The sequence below is a fragment of the Magnetofaba australis IT-1 genome, from assembly GCF_002109495.1.
In the GTDB taxonomy this organism is placed as follows: Bacteria; Pseudomonadota; Magnetococcia; order Magnetococcales; family Magnetococcaceae; genus Magnetofaba; species Magnetofaba australis.
In genome coordinates this window covers 280307-295925 of the sequence record NZ_LVJN01000018.1, presented here as the reverse complement: position 1 = coordinate 295925, position 15619 = coordinate 280307, and the positions used below count along the sequence as shown (strand labels likewise).

Below are 15619 nucleotides of genomic sequence, written 5' to 3'. Positions count from 1 at the left end.
CATGGGTCCAGGGCAAAGCCCTGGCCGGGTCTGGGCCGGAGGCCCAGTCTCTTAAAGCATACTATTTTTCCAATTCGGAGCCCCCGCATGCATCTGTCACCACGAGAGAAGGACAAACTGCTGGTCGCCACCGCCGCCATGGTGGCGCGTCGCCGCCTGGAGCGCGGGGTGAAGCTCAACCACCCGGAGGCGGTGGCGCTGATCACCGACTACGTAGTGGAGGGCGCGCGCGACGGTCGTAGCGTGGCCGACCTCATGAGCGCCGGGGCCACTGTGCTTACCCGCGAACAGGTGATGGAGGGGATACCGGAGATGATTCACGAAATCCAGGTGGAAGCGACATTTCCTGACGGCACCAAGCTGGTCACCGTGCACAACCCCATTCGCTGATTGGAGCCCGCCATGATTCCTGGAGAAGTGATTGCCGCCGAGGGCTCCATCACCCTCAACGCCGGACGCCAAACCCTCACCCTGAGCGTGGCCAACAGCGGCGACCGCCCGGTGCAGGTGGGCTCCCACTACCACTTTTCTGAGACCAATCCGGCGCTGCAGTTCGACCGCGAGGCGGCGCGCGGCTATCGGCTCGATATTCCGGCGGGCACGGCGGTGCGCTTCGAACCGGGGCAGACTCGCGACGTCACCCTGGTGGCGCTGGCCGGAACGCGCACCGTTATCGGCTTCAACGCCCGCGTGGACGGCGCGCTCTAGGAGGAACGCCCATGGCTTTTGAGATCGATCGCGCCGCCTACGCCGCCATGTTCGGCCCCACCGTGGGCGACAAGGTTCGCCTGGCCGATACTGAACTGTTCATCGAGGTGGAGGAGGACCGCACCCTCTACGGCGAAGAGGTCAAATTCGGCGGCGGCAAGGTGCTGCGCGACGGCATGGGGCAATCCCAGGCCAGCCGCGCTGATGGCGCCGTGGACACGGTGATCACCAACGCGCTGATTCTGGACCACTGGGGCGTGGTCAAAGCCGATGTGGGGATTCGCGACGGACGCATCGTCGCCATCGGCAAGGCGGGCAACCCGGATATTCAGCCGGGGGTGGATATCATTGTCGGTCCAGGCACCGAAGCCATCGCCGGGGAAGGACGCATCCTCACCGCTGGCGGCATCGACGCGCATATTCACTGGATCTGTCCACAGCAGATTGAGGACGCGCTGCATTCTGGGGTTACCACCATGCTGGGCGGCGGCACGGGTCCGGCGGAGGGCACCAACGCCACCACCTGCACCCCCGGACCGTGGCACATCGCGCGCATGCTGCAGGCTGCCGAAGGGCTGCCGGTCAATCTGGGCTTCTTCGGCAAGGGCAACGCCTCGCGCCCCGACGCCCTGCGCGAACAGGTGGCGGCGGGCGCCTGCGGTCTCAAGCTGCACGAGGATTGGGGAACCACCCCCGCCGCCATTGATCAGTGTCTGGCCATCGCCGACGCCATGGATATTCAGGTCGCCATTCACACGGATACCTTGAACGAGTCGGGGTTTGTAGAGAACACCGTGGCGGCGTTCAAAGGGCGCACCATCCACGCCTTCCACACCGAGGGCGCAGGGGGCGGCCACGCGCCGGACATCATCAAACTGTGCGGCTACGCCAATGTGCTGCCCTCCTCCACCAACCCCACACGCCCCTATACGGTCAACACCATCGACGAGCATCTGGATATGCTGATGGTGTGTCACCATCTGGATTCACGCATCCCCGAGGATGTCGCCTTCGCCGAATCGCGCATCCGTCGCGAGACCATCGCCGCCGAAGATATTCTGCACGATCTGGGCGCCTTCTCCATGATCGCCTCGGACTCCCAGGCCATGGGGCGGGTGGGCGAAGTGATCATCCGCACCTGGCAGACCGCCGACAAAATGAAACGTCAACGCGGCGCCCTGCCGGAGGATAGCGTAGGCAACGACAACTTCCGCGCCAAACGCTATATCGCCAAATACACCATCAACCCCGCCCTCACCCACGGCATCGCCCAACACGTGGGCTCGGTGGAGGTGGGCAAACTGGCGGATCTGGTGCTGTGGAAGCCGATGTTCTTCGGCGTCAAACCGGACATGGTGCTCAAGTGCGGCACCATCGCCTCGGCGGCCATGGGCGACCCCAACGCCTCCATCCCCACGCCGCAGCCGGTGCATTACCGCCCCATGTTCGGCGCGTTTGGGCGCTCGCTCACCCACAGCTCGGTGGTCTTCGCCTCGGCTGCGGGAATCGATGCGGGCATCGCACAGCAGTTCGGCTTGTCGAAAACACTTCTGGCCGCCTCCGGCTGTCGCACGGTAAGCAAGGCGTCCATGATCCACAACTGCTATGCGCCGACCATGGAGGTCAACCCGGAGACTTATGAGGTGCGCGCCGACGGCGTGCTGCTCACCTGCGAACCGGCCCAGGAGTTGGCCATGGCGCAGCGTTACTTCCTGTTCTGAGGCGGTCATGAGCGAACAGCGACGGGCGGTGGCGGTGGCGCGGGCGGGCCAGTGGGACGCCGCACGGCAGCGCGGCGTCATCACCCTGCCCTTTGATCAGCGCTACAAACGCCGTCTGCGCATGCAGGATGATGCGGGCGAGGCGTTTCTGCTGGACCTGGAGCGCGCCACCCTGATGGGGGACGGCGACGCGCTGGAGCTGGCCGACGGTTCCGGTTTTCTCCTTATCCGAGCCGCCGTGGAGCCGGTGGCGGAGATTGCGCCGAGCTCGCAACAGGAGGCGGCGCGCCTGGCGTGGCACATCGGCAATCGGCACACCCCAGTGCAGGTGCTGTCCGATGGCCGTCTGCGCATTCTGCACGATCCGGTGTTGATTCACATGCTCACCGGCTTGGGGGCGCAGATCTCTGGGGCCGAGGCGCCGTTCTCGCCGGAAGGGGGCGCCTATGGCGGCGGCGGCATCGGCGCCGGTCACAGCCATGGCTCTTCCCAGGGCAGGATTCACGAACATCCCCACTCCCATGATGACCACGCCCACCCGCATACTCATGGCGATCATGACCACGCCTGAGCCCAACACCCTCTATGCCCTGATGACGTGGCTGTCGCCAGCGTTTCCGGTGGGGAGCTACACCTACTCCCACGGCTTGGAGCAGATGGTGGAGGTGGGTCGGGTTCATGACGAGGCGAGTTTGGAGGCGTGGGTGGGCGGCGTGCTGCGCTTCGGCGCCGGACGCAACGACGCCCTGCTGCTGCGTCAGGCGTGGCGTGCGGCGGATGTCGGCAGTCTGGCGGATTTGACCAGCATCACCCAATTCGGCGCCGCGCAACAGCCCAGCGCCGAGCTGCATCTGGAGACGAGCGCCCAGGGCGCGGCGTTTGTGAAGTGTCTGTGCGATGCGTGGCCGGATCCGTTCTATCTACAATGGGCGGAACAGTTGCGTCAGATGCGCTGTGAGCCGCCCAACCCGGTGGCGGTGGGCGCGGCGGCGGCGCGGCATGGGGTGGCGCTGGAGGCGTCGCTGCACGCCTATCTGCACGCCCTGGCGGCCAATCTCATCTCCGCAGGGGTGCGCCTGATCCCCCTGGGGCAGAGCGCCGGACAGCGCATCACCGCGCGTTTACAAGCGGTGGTCGCGCTCTGCGTGGCCAATGTTCAGGAGACGCCTGCGGAGGATTGGGGCGGCGCCACCGCCCTCACCGACTGGGCCTCTCTGCAACACGAAACTCAATACACGAGGTTGTTCCGATCATGAGCAGCGTACTGCGCGTGGGCATTGGCGGGCCGGTGGGCTCGGGCAAAACCGCCCTGCTGGATAATCTGTGCAAAGGGATGCGCGACCAATACCGCATCGCCGCCATCACCAACGACATCTACACCCGCGAGGATGCGGACTTTCTCAACCGCTCCGGCGCGCTGCCCCCTGAGCGCATCGCCGGTGTGGAGACAGGCGGCTGTCCCCACACCGCCATCCGTGAGGACGCCTCCATCAATCTGGCGGCGGTGGAGCGTATGATCGCACGCTTCCCGGATCTGCAAGCGGTGTTCATTGAATCGGGCGGCGATAATCTCTCCGCCACCTTCTCGCCCGAGCTGGCCGATATCACGATCTACGTCATCGACGTGGCCGCAGGAGACAAGATCCCGCGCAAAGGGGGACCTGGCATCACCCGCTCAGACCTATTGGTGATCAACAAGATCGATCTGGCGCCCCATGTGGGCGCCTCCTTGGAGGTGATGGAGCGCGACGCCGGGAAGATGCGCGGCGAGAAGCCATTTCTGCTGGCCAACATGAAAACCGGTCAGGGCGTTGAACAGATCATCGCCTTTATTATCCAGAGCGGCGGCCTGTAAGCGCTGAGCCAACACGCACAAAAAAAGGGAGCGGCCTGGGGCGCTCCCTTTTTTTGTTCATCGCAAAGCCGACAATCAGGCAACCGGCATATAGAAACACTCGACAAAGAACGGGCCGTGCTCGATGCGGAAATATTGCTTGATGCTGTTCAAGCTACGGTTGTAGGACATGGCGAAGTTGCTGCCTCGAATCACGTTGGGCGGCGTCAGGTTGATCTCCCCATGCTTTTCGGACAACCGGGACTGCAAACCGCCTGCGACCATATTGGCCAACTCGCCAAAACCGTCACTGGCTTCGGCGTCCATTTCCGTGTACTCCTCGCCGGAAAAGGACGCGGCCAACGCCAGCGCCACATACATCGGGCAGGAGAGATGGATGCCCCCTTTCAGCCCGCCGCTAAAACCCACTGTCGCCGTGGCCTCGGACTCGGGCGGCGTATAGGGTTCAAACTCCGGCTTGGCGATAGCGGGACCTGGAGAGACCTCCAAGGAGAGAAAAGCCAAGAAGATATCGTGTACGGAATCGACAATCGCCTTGGAGATTTCATTCTGCATAGCCGTGCTCCCATGATCTCTAACTTGGATCAATATTGAGCCCAAAGCATACTGCAATGGACTCAAGCCTTCCACCCCTAGATGAGAAAAAACTTGGTTTTAGAAGCAATTAGGCAATAAACACAGCTTTAGAATACTGAATCATCAACTATTTAACGAATAAATCCTGCAAATAGTATGCTACGCGTCGCCCCCCTCCCGCAACGCATTTATGACGCTCTGAACCGGCTCACCCGCTAAAATGGCGCGCGGAGCGGCGCTGACCATGGCCTCGGCGCATGCTTGCCCGACAACTTTTGCAGCCATCTGCACGCCATCGCGCAGAACCGGCTGGCGCTGATTAAACCCATGACCATCACTGGCGATGACATGCGCCCAACCAGACTCCAGAATAAAATCCGCCGTCTCAGCCACTCGCGCGCCAAACGCCCCGGTAATGGAGCCCGCTGTTAGCTGCGTCAGACAACCCAAATTCATAAAGGGTTCCAGCAGTTCGGGATCGTCGCGAAACGTTCGAATACGCTCTGGATGCGCCAGCACCGGGATAAAGCCAGCGCGGACGATCAACTCAGTCCAATAAAGGTCGCCAGCGACCAAACCCTTATGGGAGAACTCCAGTAAGACGTAGCGCGCCTGACCAGATAATCCATTGAGCAGCGGTAGGGTCTCTTTCTTGAGCGCGGGCAGAACACTGGGCGTGAGACGAATCTCAGCGGCGGCGCTCATCTGCAGCGCGATGCCGCGCTCCTGCAAATGGCGCTGCATCACGCTCAAACTGTGACGAATGCGCGGGGCGTCGTTATCAAACACACCGGGCTGAATATGCGGCGTGGCGACAATATGGGTCACCCCATCAGCCTGGGCCATACGCGCCATATTCAGCGCTTGATCCATACTGCGCGCGCCATCATCCAAACCAGGGAGTATGTGGCAATGGAGATCGATCACATCGCTCATGGCGCGCGGTTTCCATATCCCTGCGCCCTTCAAGGCGCCAAAAGTCCATTTTTTTGTCCAACACAGGGTGGCGCGCAGGCGCGTCGGGGTCAAGCAAAACAAATCAAAAAACGGGCTTGCCATAGACAAGCCCGTTTTTTTCAAACCATCCAGGGCGCAACAAGCTTACCCCCTGGATCTGTCTTCACAGCGCTTAGGCCAGGGCTTTGAGCGCAGCTTCGTAGTCGGGCTCTTCCACGATCTCAGGCACCTGCTGCGTGTAGATCACCTTGCCGCTCTCATCGACGATCACCACGGCGCGGGCCATGAGACCAGCCAAAGGACCGTCTACGATGCGCACGCCGTAATCTTCGGCAAAGCCGCGCTTGTGCATTTCGGAGCAGGAGGTCACGCTCTCCAGCCCCTCAGCGCCGCAGAAGCGGGAGTGGGCGAAGGGCAGGTCCATGGAGATGCACAGCACCACCGCGCCGTCCATTTTGTCCACATCGGCGTTGAAGTGACGCACGGAGGCGGCGCACACGGCGGTGTCGATGCTGGGGAAGATGTTCAGAACCACCTTCTTGCCGGCGAAGTCCTTCAGGCTCACATCGGAGAGGTCGGACTTGGTCAAAGAGAACTCGGGCGCAGCCGAACCCACGCTGGGCAGCTCGCCGGAGGTGTTGATGGGGTTGCCTTTCAAAGTGATCTGAGCCATGCCTGCCACTCCTATGGGGTAATCGCATATGTGATTTCAGTGCAGGTCGCCGAACTGTGTGACGAAGCGTTCATGCGACCCATTTGCGAAGGGATACTACGCGACTATTTCCAGCACAGCAACATTTTTGTTGCTGTGCCCACATTTTTTTCTCAAACGTCACTTTCTCAACCACATACCATCCTGCTGCACCCACCAACCACCACGGGCTTGCCCACGCCACTTCTGGGCGAAAACGTCGCGAATGCTCCCCTGCCAGTCGGGATGGCCATTGGCTTGGGCAATCTCCCGATAGAGCGCGGCGCGATCCTGATTCTCCAACGCCACCAGGCGCTCAACGATGCTGCGCTCGCGCAGACTGATGGAGCCGGGATCGCGCAGGACCAGATCGCCATTGGCGAGAATCCCCACCACGCCGCGATCCAGGTAGGGTCTGAGTTGGTCGGCGCGGGCGTGAATGCGATCCTTTACAGCTCGAATGGCGGCAGTCGAGACATTGATATCGGCGCTCTGGGCGTTGGCTGACGGAATCATCCAGTTGGCGGCGGTCACCACCATGTTGCGCAGCAACAGCGCGCCGCTGCCGGGCTTGGCGTCGGGTTTAGCGCCCTGCTCAGGCGATTTGCCGCCTGCGGGATCATCTCCCCACACCTCCTGCACAATGCGTTCGGCGGCCTCTTGCATGGCCGGGGCGGGAAAATAGATATTCACAGTCACGCAGGCGGCCACAAACAGCGTGGCGCCCAGCAGCAGCATATGCAGGGTTTTGCGCATGATTTACTCCTCTTTTTGACGTTCGGCGGCACGCTCGAAGATGCGATCCAGACGCTCAACCATATCCTTCCAGCCAATCACAGAGTTGTGGCTCACCACATCCACGCGCGGCGGGATATAACTGCCCTCCACCAGCAGGTGCTGCCGCTCGGCGCCGCCCAGGCCGGAAAGATGGAAACGGTCATTCTTCAAACGACAGCGTATGCCGATACGGCGATAGCGGTAGTTGTTGAACGCCGAAAGCAGCCCTTGAGTGATGGCGTTGACGCCCCCTCCACCCAGCATATTGAGGTCGTTGATGGCGTCCACGCTGATGACCTGTTGGGTGTTGCTTTCGACGCTGCCAAAGGAGGCGTCGAAGGACACCGGCTCAGCCCCGGCCATGGCCAGATCCTCCACTTCGCCGGAGAGCGTTCCATGCATCGCGCCCACGCCCAAGGCGGCGCTGACTCGACCCAGATCCAGTTGCGAAACCTGCACATCCATACCCCACTCCGGTGTGGGTTGGGTGACGTTACGGGCCCAGATGTTGCGCAAAGAGACGATGCCGCCATACATCTGCAAGCCCGCCTCGCCCTGGAATTTACCCACCCCCCACTGCGAAAGAGTCACCCGCGGAAACTCCAAAAACGCTTTACCTTCCATCGGCTTGGTCAGTTGCAACGCATGACTGACGCGCGTGAGATTCAGGTCGCGGCCGGTCAAACCGAAGCGCGCCTGCGCCGGGCTCTCTGTTTGCGGGAACTCGACCTGAACATTGCTGAGCTTGACGCCGCCACCCAGAAGATCCAACTCCACTTGCTCGCCCAAGCGCAGCAGACGCCCCTCCACAATGGGTTTGAGTCCCATCAGCGCAATGGGCTCTTGACGCCAAATCACACGTTCAATATTCAGTGCGCCAGGATCCCGCGGCAATTTGGGCGGCGCCAGATCGGTGTAAATGGGCAGATCCAGTGAGACGTTTTCCAGCCGCCACTCTTGGCCAGGACCAACAATATAGCCATCACGCAGGCTGAGGCTGCCTTCCAGACGCATCGCCTCGCCAGGCCAGTTCAAGGTCACTTCACCATCGACCTGACCCACCATTTTGGCTTGACGCCACTGGGGATTGACCAACGCCCAGCGATCCTGCAGATAGGTTTTGAACAGCGGCTCCAGGCGCAGTTGGTTCAGCTTTGCCGTCACCCCGGCCGCTTTGGGATCGCGCCAGTTACGACTCTGCAGCGTAAGCTTTTCGATGCTGCGCGCCATCACCCGCAAACGCCCTGACAATGCGCCGTCGGGCAGCAGGGAGATATTGGCGATTGCTTGAGGCTCTTCGGCGCCCAGATCGCCATACCAGCCATCGGCCAGCCATTCGCCTTTCTCAACGCGCATGCTGGTGGAGACTCGGTACGATTTCACCTGCTCGGCCCAGGAGAAGTTTCCATCCCCCGCAGCGTTGACGCCTTGCGCAATCACCTCTGGCGCGTCCCCACGCGCTGGTTGACTCCAGCGGCCGTTACGCAGCCCCCAACTGAACTGACCCTCCCAGTGACTGCCTGGGATATGGCGCTGCAGGAACTCCAACTTGCCTGACAGATCGCCACTGCCCAGATTCCGATCCAGCAGCGCGCCAACGAGAGAGATCTCCAAGGGTTTTTTGGGCTCTGCAGTGAATACCCAGGAGATGTATTTTCTGAGCTTGCGATGGGCGATATGGATCATGCCGCCATCGGCCACAGTGACCTCGGCGCCCAGCGTGCTCACAGCCAGACCATCCAAACGCGCATCCATGGAGACGCCCATGGATTGATACGCGCCATTGCCGGTGCGCACGCGCCATTTGCCCAGCAGATGCGCCTCCAGCGACTCCTCATTCTCTTCCGATAGATCCACTTCGCCATGCCAGAGCATTTCGATGGCTTCGGCTTTGTGATACTTCAAATGCGCGGCGGAGAGCTCAACCCGCGCCCGATCGCCCAGTTCAGCCCCACGGCCATTCAGTTGCAGCGAAACATTCACATCCTGAGCGCGCAGTTGGTCGGAGTGGATGACGTCCGGACCGCTTTTGAGCGACGCCTGCCACTCCGGCGCGCGCGGGTCGCCTTGGGCCACCACATGCAGGCGCCACGGCTTGTGGGTGCGCAGCCTCAACTCCTCCGATGCAGGCGCGCCCAACCACTTGGCCAACTCCATGGGCGCCACGCTGATCAGCGTGGCGTCCAGATGCAGACCCGCCTCCCAGCGTCCATTGAGCTCCAGGCGCCCCAATCCAGCCAATTTGACCTCGGACTCCTGCAACACCCACAGCCCCTTGTCGTACGCCACCACTCCGGTGAGCAGCAGATCCTCTTTGCCGGCATAGGGCGAGCCCACCAGCACAGCGCCCGTCCACTCCACGTTGCGCCGACCCGCGTGCAGAAAGAGTTCGCCGTCGGCGTTCCAGCCGCCAGCGCTGTGCGCGTTTTTCACCCGCAGTCGACCCGATGCTTCAAACGGGATATTGGGCCCGAGAGTAATCTCCATGTGTGTCGAGAGATACCCGGCATCCAGCGGCGCGCCCACCAATGCGCCCAACGGCGCCAAAGGCGCGTCTTCGGCATCGATGTTGAGCATCACCTGTTCACGGCTCCACACCACTTGCGCTGTTATCACGCCGCCGGGGTCGCCCTGACCGGCAAAGATCACCTCACCTTGTCCCTCATCGAGATCATCGCCATAGGCTTCGATGCGGGTAAGCTTCCACTGGGTTTGATTGCGTTTGCTTTTTAGCTGTATCAGGCCGTTGCGAATTTGGAACGTTCGCAGCGCGAAGGGGAGCGCCATGGGCGCCTTACGCCAGTTGGCCTTTTGTGCGCTGGCGCTGTCGTTATTACTGGAAGTGGGAACGATGGAAACGACGGGGTCGTAGAGTTGGAAATTGCTCAACCGGCCGGAAAACAGGTCATGCAGACTCCACTCGACCCTCAGTAGGGCGGCTTCGATATCGGTGCCATGGCTGATAGCGCTCACGCTGCGCATATCCAGCCGCCCCCAGTAGAGATCAAACTCTTCGATATGGATGCGCCAATGAAGTTGCTGCTGCAACTGACCCAAAGCCATATCCCGCGCTTGCGGCTGCAGCATGATCAGCGGCAACGCCGCCGCCAGTACAATCACCAATGCCAACATATAAAATAGAAAACGAAATATTTTCCGGAACAAGCGGCTTGGCATCGGCATCACGTCCAGTGTTTTTTTTGCAACCTGACAAAGGAAACGCGCAACATTATTGTCTCTGACCAGCAACCAAGCGACAAGGTTTTGTAACGCATAGAGTGTCGCAAGGTTGGGCGCAAACGAGCAGTCAGCGCTGATATGCGCGGTGAAAATAGCCGTCAGATGAGGGAATAATAGGTAAACTGGGGAAAAAAAAGAACCCCCTAACCAAATGTGAGGGGGCAACAACAGGTTCGCAGTAGTGGAAGAATTCTTAAAACGGGTCGGTGATGAGTCGACCACGCCCCGGTTTACCGTCACCCACCGGAAGGAGAGGGCTGGATTGGACGAGCCAGCCGACGGTCTGTGTGGGCAACCGCAATATCTAACGGATACCCAATAGATACAGGCGTCAACACAGGGAATGACGACACAGCTATCCGCCGTCAAGTCAGTTGAAGCGCCTGGCGCATTTTTGCAAAAACTCGAATTTCTCGGTGTGCTTCAAGATGTCATTGTAAACATTTTTCCGACAAAAGCCACCGCATAAATTCGAACAGCTGTCAATCGCTGGTCTGAAGAGGCGAAACAACAGCCACAGCAGCACGCCCAGCGCCTACATCATCAGGTAGACCACTACACCCACACACGCCAACCACAGGTTGGTGATGTTGCTCACCACAATATTGAGCACGGCCGCCACGCCATTGCCGCGACGCAACAGCGCCATGGTGGATTTAAACTCCGGCCAACTGGTCAAGGTGGAGAGAACGATGAAGCCGATGACGCCCTTGGGCGCCATGGACTGTTCGGAGGCGAAACTGACCACCGGATCCAGAGCATAACCCGCGCCGATCAGACACAATAAGGCGGGGAAGAACCAGGACTTGCTGATGGCGATATCATCGGTCTCCTCCTCCTGCTCGGGCATGCGACGCAGAAAGAAGTAGACGCTGGCGATGACCACGGCGATGACCCAGAACAGGTAGTGCGCCCGATCCACCAGATAGAAGCCGCCGGCAAAGGTGGCGGTGACCACCAGACAAGAGACGGTGTAAGCGGGATGCACTTTGAGAGTCAGCATCAGCCGCCCGGTCAGAAGAGCGGCCAGAACCAACAGGATGGGGTTCATAAAGTTGGAGCCCAGCGGCGTGGAGGCGGCGAAGAGAATGTCGCCGGTGGCCAGACCCACCACCACCACAATGGCTTCGGGGCCATTGGTGAGAAACCCGGTCAAGGTGCCGATGCCTTTGACATCCTTGAGGGTCTCGATCATCACTTCAACCGAGGCGCCAACCAGAAACATGGTCATCACCACGCCGCCCGCGCCGATGAATGAGAGCGTCAGATCTCCGCCATTGATCGCTGCGGCGCCAAGAAAAAACAGGGCGGTTAGCGCCCATGAGATCATGTCCACTGGGCTGATGGAATCGAGAATAAACTGTCTCATCACGGCGATGACTCCGGCGCAACAGGCGGTGAACGATAAAACCTGTTCTACACCAAGCGCCGCCCCCCGTCCACGTGCAGGATCTCGCCGGTGACAAACGGCGCATCAATCAGATAGCGCATGGCCTGAACCACCGGCGCCACCCCCTCCTCGCCACGCAATGGGGTATTGTGCAGCAGACGCCGCCAGCCGACATTATCCTCATCGTTATTGGGCGGCGCCACGGCCCCCGGAGCAATCAAATTGACCCGCACAGCAGGTGCTAGATCCCGCGCAGCGCCCATCACCCCCATACGCAGGGCGGCTTTGGCGGCGCTGTATGCAGTGTAATTCCCCAACGGGCGCTCGCCCCAGACATCGCCGACATGGATCACCACCCCCTGACCAGCAGAGTGTCGAATGGCTTCCGCAGCTTTAAAGGTCAACCAGAGCGGCCCTTGAGCATTCACCACGAACTGCGCCTGCATCAACTCCCACACGCCGCCATCCGTATCGGTGGGCAGGAACATGCCTGCAGCGTTGATGACAATATCCAGCCGCCCCATCTGACGCAGGGTTTCATTGATGGCGCTCTCAATGGCGGCGGGGTTGCGCAGATCCATCCCCACGGCCAGGGCGCGTCCGCCGCGCGCGATAATCGAATCAGCCTGGGATTGGGCGCGGGACTCCCGCGATTGCGCCGCCAGCACAACAGCAATTCCTTGCGCAGCCAATGCATCACCCATCGCTTCGCCCACCCGACCGCTGGCGCCCACCACCAGAGCGACACGATCCTGTTGCGGCGTCTGAATGGTTTCCACAGATGACTCAGAGGCCTGCGCCAATAACTCTGCGGAGTCTGTCTCAAGCGGGTCGGGGGCTCCTCCAGCACGCAATTCGCTGGGATGTTTATATTTCAATGTGGAGCCGGATTGGGTCCGGCGCACAGGTTCTGGGCGTCGCGGCGCACGCCCTTGCAAGCGCGCCAACAGAGGGTCCCAGGGCGGGATAGGCGCTGGGCGCCCGGCGCGGATTTCACTCAAACGATAGATCGGCCACAACAGTCCAAGAATGAGAATAAACGGCGCGCCGACCACCAGCGCCAGCGCCAGTTTCGCGCCCAGCACAACGCGCGCGCCCGCCGTCAACTCCTCGGGCGGTTCGTAGTCCCACTCCTCTTCCTCTTCGAGGGGCTCACGCTCGGCCATCACGCGCCTCGCGGATGCAGTTTCTCGTGCAGACGCTTCAAACGCTCGTTGGCCACATGGGTATAGATCTCAGTGGTGGCGATATCGGCGTGACCCAACATCATCTGCACCGCGCGCAGGTCGGCGCCGTGGTTGAGCAGATGGGTGGCGAAAGCGTGACGGATGCCATGTGGAGAGAGCGGTTTGACGATGCCCGCATCGGCGGCGCAGCGTTTGACGATGTGCCAGAAATTGTGCCGCGTCATGGCCGCCGCGCGGCGGGTGACGAACAGCGCGCTGCTGCGGCGTCCCCGCAGCAACATGGGCCGGGCGTGTTTCAGATAATCCCGCACCCGATCCAGCGCCTCTTCGCCCATGGGCACGATGCGCTCCTTGTCGCCTTTGCCGATTACCCGCACAAAGCCGCCCTCCAGATCCACCCCGTCGGTGGTGATGGTGACCAACTCGGTCACCCGCAGACCGGTGGCGTACATCAGCTCCAGCATGGCCGCGTCGCGCACGCCCAGATCGGTGCTGATGTCCGGCGCCGAGAGCAGCGCCTCAACTTCATCTTCAGTCAGGGTTTGCGGAATCTGACGGCGCATTTTCGGACGGCTCAGTCGTGCGGTGGGGTCATCCTCGCGCAGTCCGGCGTCGCGCAGATGGGTGAACAGACGTCGCAGGGAGCTCAAGCGCCGCGACACCGTGGCGGCGGTGCGCCCGGCTTCCGCCAGATTGGCCAGATAGTCGGTCAGATCGCGCCGGGTGGCGCGCAACACCGTACCGCCGCGTTGGCGGCAGAATTGGATAAACCCCTCCAGATCGCGCCGATAGGCGTCCAGCGTGTTGGCCGACAGGCCATGTTCGATGATCAGTCGATCGAGGAAGGTTTCCAGAATTTGCGCGTCACTCACCGCTCTTCTCCACACCATGCGTCGCCCGCCGCTCCAGCGCGGGGATGGACGCTTTTTGCTTGATGACACCAGCCTTATCGCGAAGCGCGGTCATGGCGTAGACCACCTTTTCGGCTTCGCATACGATTACGCCGCCCGTGGGCGCGAACCATCTCTCTCCCGCCTTTTCCCAGGCGGCTCCCCAGCGCTCCCAGCGCTCCCAACGCCGACCAAACAGCGGCGGCATGAACAGCGCAAAGGCGGCCTGTTTGGGGATAAACAGCGCCTCCTCCAACTGCTGACGCAGCTGCGCCGGGGAGAAGGGCCGCCCCCAGCCGAAGGGGTTGTTGTCGCGCCGGGCCCACAGCCCGCCGCGATTGGGCGCCACCACCAAAATGCGCCCGCCCGGCTTGAGCACGCGCCAGATCTCCCGCAGCACCGGCTTGGGTCCGTTGACCCCCTCCAGCAGATGGGTCAGCGCCACCCAGGAGAAAGACTCGTCCGGATAGGGCAGCGCATCGGGGCGCATCAAAATATTGCGATTGGCCGCGCGCGCAGGCCAACGCGCCGCGCCCATCTCCGCCGGGGATGCGACCAGTATGCTTTCACAGCGCGGCGCCCAGCGCTCCAGATAGGGGTGCGGGTAGCCCATGCCCAACATGGCGTCCAGACGGCGCTCGCCCAACAGGCGGTCAATGGACTCCCCAATGAAGCGATTGGCGAGCAAACCCTGGGGCGTGGCGTACCAACTCTGTAAACTGATGGCGTCCAGATTCACCGAATGGGCTCACTTTCCCCTTTCAGGAGCATGTGCATGATGCGCGCCACGCCGCTTGAGTGTTTGGATGACAACTACATCTGGGTCTTTGCCGTCGCCGACGGCGCCGTGGCCTGTGTCGACCCGGCGGAGTCGGAGCCGGTCGCCGACCACCTCATGCAGAGCGGATTGCGGCTGACCCATATTCTGCTCACCCACCATCACAACGATCATATCGGCGGCGTCGACGCGCTGCGCCAGCAGACCGGCGCTCAGGTCATCGGCCATGCGCTCGACGCTGACAACCTGCCTGCGTTGGACATTGCCGCCAGTGATGGACAGCGTCTGAAGATCGGTGATTGCGAAATTCAGGCCATGGCGACGCCGGGTCACACGCCGGGGCATATGGTCTATCTGATTGACGATCTGCTGCTGTCCGGCGACGCCCTGTTCAGCTTTGGTTGCGGGCGACTTTTTGGCGGCACGCCGGAGCAGATGTGGCGCTCGATTCAGACCCTGCGCCGCCTGCCTGACGAGACTCAACTCTGTTGCGCTCACGAATATACCGTCAAAAATCTGAGTTTCGCCTTAAGCGTGACACCCAACGATGAGAAGCTGCATGCGCTGTTGCAGAACGCTCAGCGCCTGCGGCGTGACGGCGAACCCACCCTGCCCGCCAACTTGGGCGTGGAGAAGCGCTATAACCCCTTTATGCGCTGCGATGAGGAGAGATTTCTGCAAGCGGCGAATCTGCATCAGACGTCGCCGCTGGACGCCTTCATCACCCTGCGTGAACGGCGCAATCGATTTTGACATCAGCCGCTTGACCCGATGACAGGGATCATGGATGCTGAATTCAGCCCTGCTGACGTACACGGGATTGCCCGACCACTATGCAGGCGGCCTTGG

16 protein-coding genes are annotated in these 15619 nt (G+C 61.3%); 7 read left to right on the top strand and 9 right to left on the bottom strand.

Features of this window, described 5'->3' with window-relative positions; all coding sequences use genetic code 11:
* Positions 1-87 precede the first annotated feature (87 nt).
* The 6 genes from MAIT1_RS07495 to ureG are packed head-to-tail and all read left to right on the top strand — an operon-like array spanning position 88 to position 4284.
* The gene (locus tag MAIT1_RS07495; RefSeq protein ID WP_085441667.1) at positions 88-390 is read left to right on the top strand and encodes an urease subunit gamma; all 303 of its coding nucleotides are present in this window, start codon (positions 88-90) and stop codon (positions 388-390) included.
* A 12-nt stretch (positions 391-402) separates the two neighbouring features.
* The gene (locus MAIT1_RS07490) at positions 403-708 is read left to right on the top strand and encodes an urease subunit beta (protein ID WP_085441666.1); all 306 of its coding nucleotides are present in this window, start codon (positions 403-405) and stop codon (positions 706-708) included.
* A gap of 11 nt (positions 709-719) precedes the next feature.
* Entirely contained in the window at positions 720-2429 is a 1710-nt protein-coding gene (gene ureC, locus MAIT1_RS07485; RefSeq protein ID WP_085441665.1) for an urease subunit alpha, read from the top strand.
* Between the two features lie 7 nt (positions 2430-2436).
* A complete protein-coding gene (locus MAIT1_RS07480) occupies positions 2437-3000 on the top strand; it encodes an urease accessory protein UreE (protein WP_085441664.1) in 564 nt (187 codons plus the stop codon).
* Complete coding sequence (locus tag MAIT1_RS07475; RefSeq protein WP_198947824.1) at positions 2951-3685, top strand: urease accessory protein UreF; 735 nt, start codon at positions 2951-2953, stop codon at positions 3683-3685. Before MAIT1_RS07480 ends, MAIT1_RS07475 begins: the two co-directional genes overlap by 50 nt.
* Positions 3682-4284, top strand: coding sequence for an urease accessory protein UreG (gene ureG / locus MAIT1_RS07470; RefSeq protein ID WP_085441662.1), 603 nt, complete (start codon positions 3682-3684; stop codon positions 4282-4284). The genes MAIT1_RS07475 and ureG overlap by 4 nt, the downstream gene beginning before the upstream one ends.
* A 75-nt stretch (positions 4285-4359) precedes the next feature.
* Here the strand turns inward: ureG and MAIT1_RS07465 are convergent, their stop codons facing one another.
* From MAIT1_RS07465 to MAIT1_RS07425, 9 genes are all read right to left on the bottom strand, one after another.
* Complete coding sequence (locus tag MAIT1_RS07465) at positions 4360-4839, bottom strand: chemotaxis protein CheX (RefSeq protein ID WP_085441661.1); 480 nt, start codon at positions 4837-4839, stop codon at positions 4360-4362.
* Between the two features lie 180 nt (positions 4840-5019).
* Entirely contained in the window at positions 5020-5796 is a 777-nt protein-coding gene (locus MAIT1_RS07460; protein WP_085441660.1) for a tyrosine-protein phosphatase, read from the bottom strand.
* A gap of 193 nt (positions 5797-5989) precedes the next feature.
* Positions 5990-6490, bottom strand: coding sequence for a thiol peroxidase (gene tpx / locus MAIT1_RS07455; protein WP_085441659.1), 501 nt, complete (start codon positions 6488-6490; stop codon positions 5990-5992).
* 159 nt (positions 6491-6649) lie between these two features.
* Positions 6650-7264, bottom strand: a complete 615-nt coding sequence (locus MAIT1_RS07450; RefSeq protein WP_085441658.1) for a YdbL family probable chaperone protein — start codon at positions 7262-7264, stop codon at positions 6650-6652.
* Between the two features lie 3 nt (positions 7265-7267).
* Positions 7268-10405 (bottom strand): AsmA family protein, encoded by a 3138-nt coding sequence (locus MAIT1_RS07445; RefSeq protein ID WP_143814712.1) that lies wholly within the window; start codon positions 10403-10405, stop codon positions 7268-7270.
* A 655-nt stretch (positions 10406-11060) separates the two neighbouring features.
* Positions 11061-11894: a sodium:proton exchanger gene (locus MAIT1_RS07440; RefSeq protein ID WP_085441656.1), complete on the bottom strand. Its 834-nt coding sequence runs from the start codon at positions 11892-11894 to the stop codon at positions 11061-11063.
* 47 nt (positions 11895-11941) lie between these two features.
* Positions 11942-13081, bottom strand: coding sequence for an SDR family NAD(P)-dependent oxidoreductase (locus MAIT1_RS07435; RefSeq protein ID WP_085441655.1), 1140 nt, complete (start codon positions 13079-13081; stop codon positions 11942-11944).
* The gene (xerD, locus tag MAIT1_RS07430; protein ID WP_198947823.1) at positions 13081-13974 is read right to left on the bottom strand and encodes a site-specific tyrosine recombinase XerD; all 894 of its coding nucleotides are present in this window, start codon (positions 13972-13974) and stop codon (positions 13081-13083) included. The genes MAIT1_RS07435 and xerD overlap by 1 nt, the downstream gene beginning before the upstream one ends.
* Complete coding sequence (locus tag MAIT1_RS07425) at positions 13967-14731, bottom strand: class I SAM-dependent methyltransferase (RefSeq protein WP_085441653.1); 765 nt, start codon at positions 14729-14731, stop codon at positions 13967-13969. The genes xerD and MAIT1_RS07425 overlap by 8 nt, the downstream gene beginning before the upstream one ends.
* Positions 14732-14767: 36 nt before the next feature.
* On the opposite strand from MAIT1_RS07425, the gene gloB reads away from it, so the two are divergent.
* Entirely contained in the window at positions 14768-15523 is a 756-nt protein-coding gene (gene gloB, locus MAIT1_RS07420) for a hydroxyacylglutathione hydrolase (RefSeq protein WP_158089369.1), read from the top strand.
* The last annotated feature ends 96 nt before the right edge of the window (positions 15524-15619 follow it).

Bases quoted from the DNA above. Each gene is read 5' to 3' on its own strand.
- MAIT1_RS07495 (WP_085441667.1), top strand. From the start codon at position 88: ATGCATCTGTCACCACGAGAGAAGGACAAACTGCTGGTCGCCACCGCC.
- MAIT1_RS07490 (WP_085441666.1), top strand. From the start codon at position 403: ATGATTCCTGGAGAAGTGATTGCCGCCGAGGGCTCCATCACCCTCAAC.
- ureC (WP_085441665.1), top strand. From the start codon at position 720: ATGGCTTTTGAGATCGATCGCGCCGCCTACGCCGCCATGTTCGGCCCC.
- MAIT1_RS07480 (WP_085441664.1), top strand. From the start codon at position 2,437: ATGAGCGAACAGCGACGGGCGGTGGCGGTGGCGCGGGCGGGCCAGTGG.
- MAIT1_RS07475 (WP_198947824.1), top strand. From the start codon at position 2,951: ATGATGACCACGCCCACCCGCATACTCATGGCGATCATGACCACGCCT.
- ureG (WP_085441662.1), top strand. From the start codon at position 3,682: ATGAGCAGCGTACTGCGCGTGGGCATTGGCGGGCCGGTGGGCTCGGGC.
- MAIT1_RS07465 (WP_085441661.1), bottom strand. From the start codon at position 4,839: ATGCAGAATGAAATCTCCAAGGCGATTGTCGATTCCGTACACGATATC.
- MAIT1_RS07460 (WP_085441660.1), bottom strand. From the start codon at position 5,796: ATGAGCGATGTGATCGATCTCCATTGCCACATACTCCCTGGTTTGGAT.
- tpx (WP_085441659.1), bottom strand. From the start codon at position 6,490: ATGGCTCAGATCACTTTGAAAGGCAACCCCATCAACACCTCCGGCGAG.
- MAIT1_RS07450 (WP_085441658.1), bottom strand. From the start codon at position 7,264: ATGCGCAAAACCCTGCATATGCTGCTGCTGGGCGCCACGCTGTTTGTG.
- MAIT1_RS07440 (WP_085441656.1), bottom strand. From the start codon at position 11,894: ATGAGACAGTTTATTCTCGATTCCATCAGCCCAGTGGACATGATCTCA.
- MAIT1_RS07435 (WP_085441655.1), bottom strand. From the start codon at position 13,081: ATGGCCGAGCGTGAGCCCCTCGAAGAGGAAGAGGAGTGGGACTACGAA.
- gloB (WP_158089369.1), top strand. From the start codon at position 14,768: ATGATGCGCGCCACGCCGCTTGAGTGTTTGGATGACAACTACATCTGG.